Source organism: Bacillus haynesii, assembly GCF_001969855.1.
Taxonomy (GTDB): domain Bacteria; phylum Bacillota; class Bacilli; order Bacillales; family Bacillaceae; genus Bacillus; species Bacillus haynesii.
The window spans coordinates 1-14,194 of record NZ_MRBL01000033.1 but is presented as its reverse complement, the minus strand read 5'-3'; the positions used below and the strand labels follow the sequence as shown (position 1 = coordinate 14,194).

Annotated in this window: 3 protein-coding genes; all 3 read left to right on the top strand. The window is 48.3% G+C overall.

Annotated features, from left to right (window positions below; genetic code table 11):
* The coding region (locus BTA31_RS20640) for a non-ribosomal peptide synthetase (protein ID WP_142243763.1) at nucleotides 1-4,184 on the top strand (4,184 nt) is incomplete at its 5' end.
* Between the two features lie 26 nt (nucleotides 4,185-4,210).
* Nucleotides 4,211-11,905, top strand: a complete 7,695-nt coding sequence (locus tag BTA31_RS20635; protein WP_076793840.1) for a non-ribosomal peptide synthetase — start codon at nucleotides 4,211-4,213, stop codon at nucleotides 11,903-11,905.
* A gap of 16 nt (nucleotides 11,906-11,921) precedes the next feature.
* On the top strand, nucleotides 11,922-14,194 hold a 2,273-nt coding region (locus BTA31_RS20630), incomplete at its 3' end, for a non-ribosomal peptide synthetase (protein WP_142243762.1).

Below are 14,194 nucleotides of genomic sequence, written 5' to 3'. Positions count from 1 at the left end.
TTGTGAAGGAAGCGGAGGACCGCCATCTTTTATTGGTGGACATGCATCACATCATTTCCGACGGGGTGTCTGTCGGCACCCTGATCCGCGAATTCAGCGAGCTGTACGACAACCGGACGCTTGACCCGCTGCGGATTCAATATAAAGACTACGCCGTTTGGCAAAAGGCATTCAAAAAGGGAGAGGCGTACAAAAGACAGGAGGCCTATTGGCTGAAGCAGCTCGATGGCGAGCTGCCGGTGCTGGATCTGCCGGCTGACAACGCCCGCCCGGCGGTGCGACGCTTTGCGGGTGATACAGTGTCCCGCACGCTTGATGCGGAAACGACGGCGGGCCTATACAAGATCGCCCGCGACAACGGATGCACCCTGTATATGGTTCTTCTCGCCGCATACAGCACGCTTCTTGCCCGTCTCAGCGGACAGGAGGACATCATCATCGGTTCGCCGATCGCCGGAAGGCCGCACAAAGACTTAGAGCCTGTCATCGGCATGTTTGTCAACACGCTGGCGATCAGAACGCATCCAACAGAAAACAAATGTTTCAGCGATTTCTTAAGGAAGGTTCGCCAAACGGCGCTTGAGGCATTCGAGCATCAGGATTATCCGTTTGAGGAGCTTGTCGACCGGCTCGACGTCGTTCGTGATATGAGCCGAAATCCGCTGTTTGACGCCATGTTTATTTTGCAAAACATGGAACAGCACGATATGCAATTAGCCGGCCTTCAAGTCAATCGCGTTCCAACACTTGCCCATCAAGTATCTATTTTTGACCTTACATTGACCGCCTGCGAATCTAACGGAAACATCCATTTCGACATGGAATTTAGCACCGATCTTTTCTTGAAAACAACCATCGAGCGCTGGATGAAACATTTGCTTGTACTTTTGCGCCATATCGCTCATCAGCCCGAGACAGATCTTGCGTGCATCAATCTCCTGAACGATGAAGATCAACACCAAATTCTTGTTGAGTTTAATCACAAACACCTTCAAGTTCCAGAACGAGCTGGTGTGTTTCACGAACTGTTTGAAGAAAAAACAGCGAATAACCCTCAGCAAATCGCAGTCATTGAGGGGTCAAAACAGATCAGCTATCACCAGTTGAATAGTCGCGCCAATCGACTGGCACGGACGCTTCAAACAGCCGGAATCGGTCCTGAAAAACGAGTTGCGATTTTGGCCAATCGTTCGATTGAAGCTATCATAGGTGTTTTGGCCGTGCTGAAAGCGGGAGGAGCGTATATCCCGATAGATTCCCATTATCCGGAAGAAAGAATTCGGTTTTTATTAAAGGACAGCGAAGCATCTGCGCTGCTGGTCCAAGCTGAATATATAGACATCGCTTCACTTTTGACAGATGGCAGTATGCCTTGCATTCATCTTGACCATGAACATGATGGCGTACACGAGGAAAATATTATTTCAACAGCAACTCCAAAAGATACAGCCTATGTCATCTATACTTCAGGAACAACAGGAGCGCCAAAAGGAGTTGAAGTCAGGCATCGCAATTTCACACATGCAGCGCATGCTTGGCGCAGCATCTATGAGCTTGACCGTATACCAGCGCGAGTGCTGCAAATGGCCAGTTTCTCGTTTGATGTCTTTTCAGGAGACATGGCCCGGGCATTCTTAAACGGGGGAACGCTTGTGCTTTGCCCGGATGATGTCCGAATTGAGCCTGAACTGTTATGTAAGCTGATGAATCAACAGCAGATTACATTAATGGAATCAACACCAACCCTGATTGTTCCCTTTATGGAATATGTTTATCGGCGGAAATATCGAGTACCGAGCCTAAAGGTGCTGATCCTAGGTTCAGATATTGTCAGTGCACAGGATTTTTATACACTCAATGAACGATTCGGGAAAGAGATGCGGATCATCAACAGCTATGGTGTAACAGAGGCAACCATTGATTCAAGCTATTATGAAATCAAGATGAGTAAAGAGCCTTATCGTGATTTTGTACCGATCGGCATTCCGCTCCCAAATGTACAAATGTATGTTCTTAACAAGAACAAACAAGTTCAGCCCATCGGCGTCCCAGGAGAACTTTTTATTGGGGGAGAAGGCGTGGCCAAAGGCTATTGGAGAAAAGCTGAATTGACAAAAGCCAAATTCAGCGATCCTTTAGGGCAAGGTCAGCCGCTGTATCAAACCGGAGACCAGGCCTGCTGGCTTCCGGACGGCACCCTTCGTCTATATGGGCGTCTTGATCAACAAGTCAAAATAAAGGGCTACAGAATTGAGCTCGAAGAAATAGAAAATGCGCTTTTGAAGAACGAGCATGTCAAAGAAGCGGCAGTCGCCATTCAAAAAGATATTGAAGGGAAAACCTATTTGGCGGCATACATCGTTCCTAAAGAAGCAGACATCAGCGATCTGCGTCTAGACTTGGCGAAAAGGCTTCCGGCTTACATGATTCCTGCTCATTTTGTCGGTTTAGAGAAAATGCCGCTTACATTTAACGGAAAATTGAATAAAGACGCTTTACCTGCTGCACATGTTCAGCGCTTGGAAACCTACCATGCCCCGAAAAATGAAAAACAAGCATTGCTATGCCGGATTTGGGAGGATGTGCTCCATGTCCGGCAAGCCGGCATCACCGACTCTTTCTTTCAGCTGGGGGGAGACTCCATAAAAGCGCTGCAAGTGTCGGCTCGTCTTGCCGCTGAAGGATGGGATATGACGATCCGGGATTTATTTCAATTCCCAACCATTGAAGAACTGGCAAGTCACCTGACTCCGACCGTATCAATTGCCGATCAGGGGCCTGTTGAAGGAAATGCCAGCCTAACACCTGTCCAGCGAAGGTTTTTTGCCTATCCTGGCGCCTTTGAACATCATTATAATCAAGCAGTCATGCTCACGAGTGAAAAAAGATTGAACGAGACTGCACTGCGCCGGGCCGTTTCCGCCTTAATCAAGCATCATGACGCACTGCGGATGATGTTTAAGAAAGACGATAGCGGACGCATCCTTCAATATAACCGCGAAATCAGTCAAACGGATGAGGATGGATTTAGCTTAAAGACCATAGACCTCGCCGACGAGACGCAGATTGCCGAACGCATAGAAGCGGAGGAAAAACGAATACAGCGGGCTATGCGTTTGGACAAAGGACTCCTTTGTCACATTGGATTGTTCAGATTGCGGGATGCAGACCATCTGCTGATCGCGATTCATCATCTGATTGTGGATGGTGTGTCATGGAGAATTTTGCTTGAGGATTTACAAACAGCTTATCAGCAAGCTTTAGCAGACAAAAAAATCAATTTGCCGCAGAAAAGCGACTCTTACGTAACATATGCAAACAGGCTGCATCCATTGTCAACAAGCAACGAACTGCTTGAGGAAGCGGCATATTGGGAGCACGCGATATCTTTTGAAACGGCCGCATTGCCAAAAGACGGTCACAGGAATGCGGAAAGGCTGCAAAAAAAGGCGCTCACCGCCTCTCGCATGTTAAGCGTGAAACTGACAAACCAGCTGCTGTTTCAAACAAAACAGGCATACGGCACAGAAGTGAATGAACTGATGCTGGCGGCCTTGGGAATGGCGCTTGCAGATTGGACGAAACAGGAGCAATTTCTTGTCAGTGTTGAGGGGCATGGCAGGGAAGGGCATGTTCCAAACATCGATATTTCCAGAACCGTAGGATGGTTCACCGCGATTTATCCGGTTCTTCTGAATATGAGGGCGCCGGGGAATTCAAGCGAAAAAACCGCTTGTCGTATAAAAACCGTGAAAGACATGATGAGACGCGTGCCGAACCATGGAACAGGATACGGGCTCTTGCAATCGTCCCAACGAATTCAGCATCGTGATCCTGAAGTCTGCTTTAATTATCTCGGACAGTTCGACGGTCTTGAGGGAATGATGCGGATGTCTCCTTTTCAGCCGCGCCATAACATTGCAGAAGAGCGGCCCAGAGAATTTGATTTGGACATCAATGCCATGATTATCAATCATCAGCTTGAAATTCAGGCTGTCTATACCGACGTCTTTTCCCGGCGTACGATTGAAACATTTATGGACAGCTTCCATGACCGCCTTTGTGAGGTGATCGAGCATTGTTCCGCTAAGAAAAAACGCGAAAAAACTTTGAGCGATTTCAGCAATAAACAATTGACTTCCGCTTCATTATCAAGCATTGCCAATCTCGTAAAAGATCTTTAATTTCACCGGAAAGGTGTGTGGCATTCATGGCGCAAGAGACAGAAATTCAAGATATTTATCCATTGTCATATATGCAGGAAGGAATGCTGTTTCATTCACTGCTTCATCCTGATTCAAACGCCTATGTTGAACAAATTTCCTTCACCATTAGTGGTGATTTGTGTCTGGATTCATTTCAGAAGAGTCTGGATCTATTGATTGACCGGTATGACATTTTCAGAACGATTTATATAAAAGAGGTGCCTGATCTGGACGGACCACAGCAAGTCGTTCTGTCACACCGAAAAGTACCGGTTCAGACGGAGGATATTTCCGACTTGACGGCTGAACAGCAGCAAACGTTAATAAAGAGCCGCAAACGAGCAGATCGGCTCCGAGGATTCGACCTGCAAAAAGGCCCATTAATGCGACTGACCCTTTATCAAACAGGCGAGAGCCGCCACACATGCGTCTGGACCCACCACCACATCATGATGGATGGATGGAGCTTAGGTATTGTGCTGCAGGATTTTTTCCACATGTACTACGCTCTAAGAGACGGCCGAGCTATCCGTCTTGGAAAGCCGGCGCCTTACAGCACATATATGACATGGCTTCGCAGTCAGAATAGAGAAAAAACAGCAGCCTTCTGGTCCGATTATCTGAATGGATATGCGGAGTCTGTCTCAGTCCCCGGCACAAAAAGCAATACAACAGAAGGTGTTTATACGCCGAAGCACCTTCAATTTTCACTAAATCCGGAAACCATTGAAAAACTTTCCGATTTAGCAAGGCGATTGGGTGTGACGTTAAACACGTTGTTTACAAGTATATGGGGCTTGCTTCTGCACCGTTACAACGCGACTGATGATGCTGTATTCGGCGCAGTTGTTTCAGGGAGGCCTTCCGCCATTGACGGAATTGAATCAATGGCCGGACTGTTCATTAACACGGTGCCTGTCCGGATTCGTTCTTCCGCAGACATGTCATTTTCTTCGCTCGCCAAACAGGTGCAAAAAGACATCCTGACTTGTGAAGATCACGGCTATTATCCACTCTATGAGATTCAAAACGAAAGCGGCTTAAACAAAGACCTGATCAATCATATCCTTGTATTTGAGAATTATCCCGTCCAAATGCAGAAAGCGGTAAACGGCTGGCAGGAATCAGAGAAAAACGCGCTTGATCTTGACCATTTTTCCATGTCCGAAGAAACCAATTACGACTTGAACGTCGTCATTGTGCCGGGTGAGCCGTTCTATATGAAATTCAGCTACAATGCCGAGGTCTATGATACAAAAGACATACTTCGGGTTCAAGGTCATGTAAATGAAGTGATCAAATGTGTACTGTCCGATCCCGATCGATTGATCACAAGCATTGATCCCGTGCCATTTGATGAAAAAAACCTGATTCATTCCTTTCACGGCAAACAGCGATCTTACCCGGATCAAACAGTTTATGAGCTGTTTGAAGAGCAAGCCGCCAAAACGCCGGAACAAGAGGCGCTCATATTGAATGAAACAAGCTGGAGCTACCGTGAATTAGATGAGCGCGCCAATCAAATCGCTCATGCGCTAAGGAAAGAAGGCGCTGGTCCAAATCAAGTGACAGCTGTCATGCTGCACCGCTCAAAGGAGATGGTCGCAGCGCTTCTCGGCATCTGGAAAGCCGGCAGCGCGTTTATGCCGCTTGATCCGGATCATCCGCCTGAACGACTCTCTTTTCTCTTTCAAGACAGTCAAGCCTTATGTCTGTTGACGCAACAAGAACTGCTCCCATTCGTCCCTGCGGATTACAAAGGAAGGATTGTCACAATTGAAGAAACAGCTGTTCAGCCAACAGATCGTCTTTCAGCACAGTCAGACAGCGAAAATTGGGCCTATATCATTTATACATCAGGGACGACGGGGCAGCCAAAAGGGGTGCTTGTCAGCCATGCAAGCATTGCCAATACATTGCAATGGAGGCGGGAAGAATACAGGATGACAGACCGCGATATCGCGCTCCATCTCTTTTCATATGTGTTTGACGGGTCAATAACAGGGCTGTTCACACCGCTCTTGTCAGGTGCCTGCGTCTTGCTGACCGATGAAGATGATGCAAAAGATGTCTTGGCTATGAAACAGCTCATCGTCCAACACGGCGTCAGCCATCTGCTCTTCGTTCCTTCGCTGTACCGCGTTCTATTGGAAACCTTGACAAAAGAAGATGTGAAATCACTCCGGGTTGTGACATTGGCCGGGGAAGCTGTGACACCTGATGTCATCGCCTTAAGCCGCGAGATTTGCAGCGGTGCCGAGCTGATAAACGAATACGGACCGACAGAAAACAGCGTGTCGACAACGGTGCTTCGGAATCTTCAGCAAGGAGAGCGAGTGACAATCGGCCGGCCGATCGCCAATACATCTGTCTATATCATGTATGGCAGACTGCTTCAGCCGATTGGCGCTGTCGGTGAATTATGCATTTCGGGAAAAGGCCTTGCCAAAGGATACTTGCAGCAAAAAGAATTGACAGATCAAGCCTTTGTGACCCATCCCTTTCAGCAAGGAAAACGGCTGTACAGGACAGGGGATAAGGCGCGGTATTTGCCGAACGGAACGATTGAATACCTTGGACGCATAGATGACCAAGTGAAAGTCAGAGGGTTCAGAATAGAACTCGGCGAAATTGAAGCTGCGCTCCGCAGCATTTCCGGTGTGAAAGACGCAGCGGCAATCGTTCACAAGAGCGCTGACGGAGATCAGGCGCTTGCGGCTTATGTCGTGTTGCAGAAGGAAAAAGAACGATTGGACCTGCATAGAGCCCTTGCCGGGAAATTGCCGGCCTATATGATGCCTGACAGCTTTACAATACTGCCCAACATGCCGCTTACAACGAGCGGAAAGCTCGATCGCTCCGGTCTTCCAGAGCCGGCACATTCAGGCGAAGCAGACGTCATGCCGAAAGCTCCCCGCACATTCCTTGAAACAGAGCTTGTTTCGATTTGGCAGGAAGTGTTGAAACGGGAGCGTGTCGGCATACGAGATGATTTCTTTCAATTGGGCGGACAGTCTCTTAAAGCGGCGGCGCTTGTCTCAAAAATCTATCAGCGGCTGCATGTTCAGCTGCCGATTCGCGATGTCTTTTCACATCCGACGATTGAAAGCATGGCTGATGCAATAGAGCAGATGGCAAGGGATATCTGCCCAGAGATACAGCCAGCGCCCGAAAAAAATCTGTATCCTTTATCTTTCGCGCAAAAAAGGCTTTATGCCCTTCATCAGCTGGCAAAAGACAGCACAAGCTACAACATGCCCGCTGCTTTGGAACTGCGCGGAAAACTGAGCCGGAAGCGTTTAAAAGAAGCTTTTGCAATATTAATCGACAGACATGAGGCGCTGCGCACTTCGTTTATTTTACAGAACGGGGAGCCGATGCAAAGAATCGTTTCGGCTGCCGAAGTGAAATGGACAGAGCTGCAAATCCAATCCGAGGACTCGCTCAATGAAGTGATGAAATCGTTCGTTCAGCCGTTTGACCTTGAAAAAGCTCCGCTGATCAGAGTCAGCTTGGCCGCGCTGAGTGAAGACCGGCACTATTTCCTCCTAGATATGCATCACCTCATCGCTGACGGGATGTCAATGGGCACATTTATTCAAGAATTCACGCACATTTACAGCGGAAAAGAGCTGCCTCCATTGACACTGCAATATAAGGATTTCGCTGTATGGCAAAATGAACAGTTTTCCGCGGGAGCATTCGGCAGCCAAAAACAGTACTGGCTGGAAGTGCTGAAGGGAACGTTGCCGGTGCTGGACTTGCCGCTTGATCAAAAACGGCCGCTTCTTCCTGATTTTAGCGGAGACACTTTGACCACACATCTTGACCGGGAAACGGGGGCAAAGCTGCGCCAGTTAATGGACGAGACAGGTGCAACATTATATATGGTGATGCTGGCTGGCTTCTCAATCTTTCTTTCTAAATTGAGCGGCCAAGAGGATATTGTCATCGGCTCGCCGGCACATGGCCGAGAACGTGCAGAACTTGACGGCGTGATTGGGATGTTTGTGAATACAATGGCCATGCGAAGCAAACCTGAAGGAAATAAAACAGTCCGTACATATTTGGAAGAGATCAAAACGCTGACACTTGAGGCTGTTGACAACCAATATTATCCGTTTGAGGAGCTCGTCCAACATCTTGACGCCCCTCGAGAAGTGAACCGCAACCCGCTTTTTGATGCCATGCTGGCGCTTGAAAACAGCGATGATTTCAAGATGGAATTACCGGAGCTGACGCTTTTATCACATAAACTGCCGCATCACTCCTCAAAGTTTGATTTAACTTTGTATGCAGAAGAACATGATGACGGCACGATCAGCTGTCATTTTGAGTACAGTACCGCGTTATTTGAAAAAGCAACGATCGCGCGCTGGTCTGATCATTTTAAAGCGCTTATCGGCAACATGTCGGCCAATCACGACAGGAAACTGTCCGACATCCAAATGCTGACTGCGAAAGAACAGGACATATTAGTAAATGCGGCCGGGCAGACGGCTGAATACCCGAGACACGAGAACATCGCGAGTCTATTTGAAAAACAGGCAATGGCTACTCCGGATCAAATAGCTGCCGTGATGAACGAACGACAGCTGTCTTACCGGGAACTTGATGAAAAGGCTGAACAGACAGCGGCTATGCTGAATGAAAATGGAATCGGTTCAGGGCAAGTGGTTGGTTTAAAGACAGAGCGTTCACTAGATATGCTGGTTGGCATTCTCGGTATTTTAAAAGCGGGAGGCGCCTATTTGCCGATTGACCCAGATTACCCGGCTGAGCGGGTCCGCTTTATGCTCGATGACAGCGGGGCCAAACTGCTGCTTACTCAATCAGGACAACAATGGGACGAAACCATTGACCTGCCTGTTTTATATATTGACGAGGCAGAAAAAGGTGCGGCGGAAAGGCGGCACCAGCCGATATCAGCCGAACAGCCGGCATATGTGATCTACACATCAGGAACAACAGGAAAGCCGAAAGGTGTAGTGATTGAACACCGCAATGTGGTCAGCTTGATCAAACATGATGACCTGCCTTTTTCATTCGGATCTCAGGACGTCTGGACGCTGTTCCATTCCTATTGTTTTGACTTCTCGGTGTGGGAGATATTCGGCGCTCTCTTACACGGGGGAAAAATTGTCATTGTGCCAAAAGAAACCGCCCGCGATCCCCATGCCTACCGGCTGCTTTTACAAAAAGAAGGCGTGACTGTGCTTAACCAGACGCCTACAGCTTTTCGCGGGCTTATCGATGAAGATTTACGGCATCCGGACCGCTTACAGCTCCGCTATGTCATTTTCGGCGGAGAAGCCCTGCAGCCCGGGATGCTGATGAACTGGAATGAGAAATATCCAGAAACGGCTCTCATCAATATGTACGGCATTACCGAAATAACGGTGCACGCCACGTATAAAAAGCTGACTCGAACAGACATGAAACACAATAAAAGCAATATCGGAAAACCTCTGGCAACTCTTCAAGCCTATGTCGCGGACGCCTATATGAACCTGCAGCCCGTCGGTGTGCCGGGTGAACTGTATATCGCAGGCGCCGGAGTCGCAAGAGGATATATCAACAGAGATGAGCTAACTGCTTCCCGGTTCATCACAAATCCATATGTTCGGGGACAACGCCTTTATCGTACGGGAGACATCGTCAGAAGGCTGGAAAACGGTGAACTGGAGTATGTCGGCAGAAAAGATGCCCAAGTGAAAATCAGGGGATACCGGATTGAATTGGGAGAAATCAGGAGTGCCCTTCAAGAACTGCCTCTAATCAAGGAAGCAGCAGTCATAACAAGACATGACAACGACGGACGGCAATCGATCTATGGATATGCGGTAACGGCGCAAAACCTGAATGAAACCGATATTCGCGCTTCTCTCAGAACGATCCTTCCAGAATATATGATACCCGCGCGAATCATACAGGTCGACGAACTGCCGCTCACGGCTAACGGCAAGCTCGACGAAAATGCGCTGCCAGAACCGGCTGTGAATGAGAGCGCTGGCGAAGGTATAAATCCAAGAAACGAGATTGAACAGATGGTGGCTGAGATTTGGGAAGAGCTCTTAGGAATGGAGGGGCTCGGTGTGGATGCTCACTTCTTTAACCTTGGCGGAGATTCTATTAAAGCGCTGCAAGTATGTGCAAGACTGAAGCAGCGAGGCTATGAAACTACAGTTCGCGAGCTGTTTCAGTATCAGACGCTTGGCGAGCTGTCAAAGCGGGTAACGAAAGTCCGGCGCGAGATTGATCAAGCTCCCGTCAGCGGCGAAGTTCCGCTGACGCCTGTGCAGCACTGGTTTTTCTCACAATCTTTGTCACATGATCATTTTCATCAATCTGTCATGCTGTACAGCACAGCGCGATTTGATGAAACAGCTCTGCAAACAGCGCTCGCCCATATCGTGATCCATCATGACGCATTGCGGATGGTTTGCGGATATCAAGACGGAGCTTTAGTACAGTACAACAGAGCCGAAGAGCTTGTCAAAGAGGAGCTGTTTTCGTTTGAACTGCTTGATGTAAGAGGAGCAGGATCATTAGTCCAAGAGCATGTGATGATTGAAAGGGCAGCGGAACATATTCAGAAATCGATTCAGCTTCAGACAGGTCCGCTTGTTGCAGCCGGCGTTTTTCGCGGATCAGACGGCGATCATTTGCTGCTTGTGATTCATCACCTTGTCATCGACGGAGTATCCTGGCGTATCCTCTTCGAAGATTTGACCGCCGGATACAAACAGGCGCTGGCGGGAAAAGAAATCGTGTTTCCGGAAAAGACAGATTCCTATCAAACCTATGCCAAGCAGCTGACTGATTATGCAACAAGCCAACAGCTATTACGGGAAATAGATTACTGGACTGAAAGGGAAAAAACGATCGTTGAACCGCTTCCGAAAGATGCCGAAACCCTTACGAATCTGCTGCAAGATACAGACGCCATAGACATTCGGCTGACAAAACAAGAAACAGAGCGTCTGTTAACGGCCGTAAACAAGCCGTATACGACAGATACAAATGACATATTACTCGCCGCATTAGGTCTTGCACTTCACAAATGGACCGGCAATGATCGATTCAAAATCAGCTTGGAAGGCCATGGAAGAGAAGCGCATTTGGAGGATATCGATATCAGCCGGACGGTCGGCTGGTTTACCTCGATTTATCCTGTTCTACTCGATGCAAGCCTTCCGGAGTCCACAGATGATCATGAGCGTTTCGGCTACCACATCAAACGGACAAAAGACATGCTGCGCCGTATTCCGTATAAGGGCGTTGGCTACGGGGTGCTGAAATACCTCAGCGGCATGTGGGAACCTGCAGATTCCCAGGGTCCCGACATCAGCTTTAACTATTTGGGACAGTTTGACGAAGATATCAAATCGAGCGGGTTTCGCGTTTCCCCGGTCAAAGCGGGGCATGAGATCAGTCCGGATTGGGAGCGGCCTCATCTTCTCGATATCAGCGGCGCCGTATCTTCAGAATGTCTCATCATGCACTTTGTCTATAACCGGCTTCAATATAAAAAAGAAACTGTACAAGCTCTGGCAGACCATGTTCAATATTTTCTTAAAACGATCATCAGGCATTGCATAGAAAAAGAAACCCATGAAAGAAGTGCAACAGACTTCACTGATGAAGATTTAACATTGGAGGAGCTAAGCGACATTACGGGAGCCGTCAATAAACTATAGAAAAGGAGAGTCGCTGATGGTGCAGCAACCGGAAATACAAGATATCTATCCTTTATCTTTTATGCAGGAGGGCATGCTCTTTCATGCGCTGTTGGATCAGGAGTCTAGAGCCTACTTTGAACAGGCATCGTTTACGATAAACGGCTCGCTCGATACAGAACGGTTTCAAAAAAGTTTAGACGCGCTGATTGAACGCTATGATATTTTCCGCACTGCGTTTATACACAAAAATGTGGCAAAGCCGCGCCAAGTCGTGTTAAAAAGACGGCCAATCCGCCTGCAATTTGTTGATATTTCTCATCTAGACGAGGCGGCTAAAGAAGCATTTGTCGATCAATTCAAACAAGACGACAAGAAAAAAGGATTTGATTTGCAAACAGACCCTCTTATGAGAGTATCCATCTTAAAAAGGGCACATGAACAATATCATTGTATTTGGAGCCATCACCACATTTTAATGGATGGCTGGTGCTTCGGAATTGTGATGAAAGAATTTCTGGCCATTTACAAGGCCTTAGGAAAGGGACAACTTCCTTATCTAGAACCGGTTCAACCGTTCAGCAAGTATATTAAATGGCTGATGCGCCAAGATCGAAAAGAAGCAGAGACATTCTGGAAAACAAGACTTTCAAACGCCAAACAAACGACATCACTGCCCAAAAAATCGACATCCTCAAAAGGAAAGCTGCAACAGATGGCATTTACAGTATCTAAAGAGCAGACTGATGGGCTGCGCCAATTGGCCACGAACGCAGGCGCGACGCTGAACACGGTTTTTCAGGCATTATGGGGAATCGTGCTGCAAAAGATCAACCGCTGTGATGACGCAATCTTCGGCTCAGTTATTTCCGGGAGGCCGTCTGATCTTGATGACGTAGAAAAAATGGTCGGTCTTTTTATTAACACCATTCCCGTCCGGGTCAAAAGCGGGTCGTATTCCTTTTCGGAACTGGTCAGCCGCTTACAGCAGGAAACACTGAAAGCAGAAGCGTACAATTATTATCCTTTATATGACATTCAGGCGCAAAGCACGCTGAAACAGGAGCTGTTTGACCATATTGTCGTATTTGAAAACATACCGACCCAGCGCGAGATTGAAAGCCTGAATCAAGCCGATGCGTTCGATTTCACAGTCGATGATTTTGAAATGGAAGAAGTCACCAACTATGGATGCAGCATTAAAATCATTCCGGGAAGCTCGCTTTATATTCGCATAAATTTTGATATCGGACAGTATGATCCAGCCATGATGAAAAAAATTGAACTGTATTTGCGCCATATCATCGGCTCTGTCATCGCTGATCCCAATCGGCAAATCGCGCAAATTTCATTGCTTGGCGAAGAAACCGCCAAAGAGATGCTGTACGAATTCAATCAAACAGAGTCCGCCGCACCTTTGGCACCTACGCTGCATGGTTTATTCACCCGCCGCGCGGCCCTTTCGCCGCACCTGCCGGCGCTTCGTTTTTCCGGCGGTACGCTGACGTACCGAGAGCTTGATCAGTACACAAATCAGCTCGCTGTCCGTCTGAAGAAAAAAGGTGTCGCCAAAGAAAGCGTGGTCGGTGTGCTCGCCGATCGTTCACCAGAGATGGTGATCGCGGTGCTGGCTGTTTTGAAAGCCGGCGGCGCTTACGTGCCGCTTGATCCGGACTATCCTGAAGAACGGCTCAGGTACATGTTGAGCGACAGCGGCGCCAAGCTTCTCGTCACAGGACCGAGTTTGTCCGTCTCCGGTTTTGCCGGGGAAACGCTTGAGATTAACCTGTCATCATTTCAAACGGAACCAGCGGAGACCGAACCGGTTTGCGCCCATACAGATGGCGGCTCACTCGCCTATGTCATCTATACATCCGGTTCAACCGGGACACCGAAGGGGGTCGCGGTTGAGCACCGCCAGGCTGTCGCCTTTTTGTCCGGGATCGAGCGGCAGTTCCCATTAACTGAAGATGATGTCATCGTGCTGAAGTCATCGTTTTCATTTGATGCTTCGATCTGGCAGCTGTTTTGGTGGATGATTCCCGGCGCCTCCATGTATTTGCTTCCGCCGGGCTGGGAGAAAGATCCCGCTTTGATGACAGAAGCCTTCGTCAACGAAGGGGTGACGACGGCGCATTTTATCCCGGCGATGGCCAACAGCTTTTTAGACCAGGTGGAGATGGAAACAGAGGAGAAAAGGACAAGCCTTGCGAAAACCCTTAAACGTGTATTCGCCGGAGGAGAAGCGCTCGCTCCTCAGACAGCCGCTCGATTTGCCCGCTCTTTGCCGGAGACTGCGGTCATTCACGG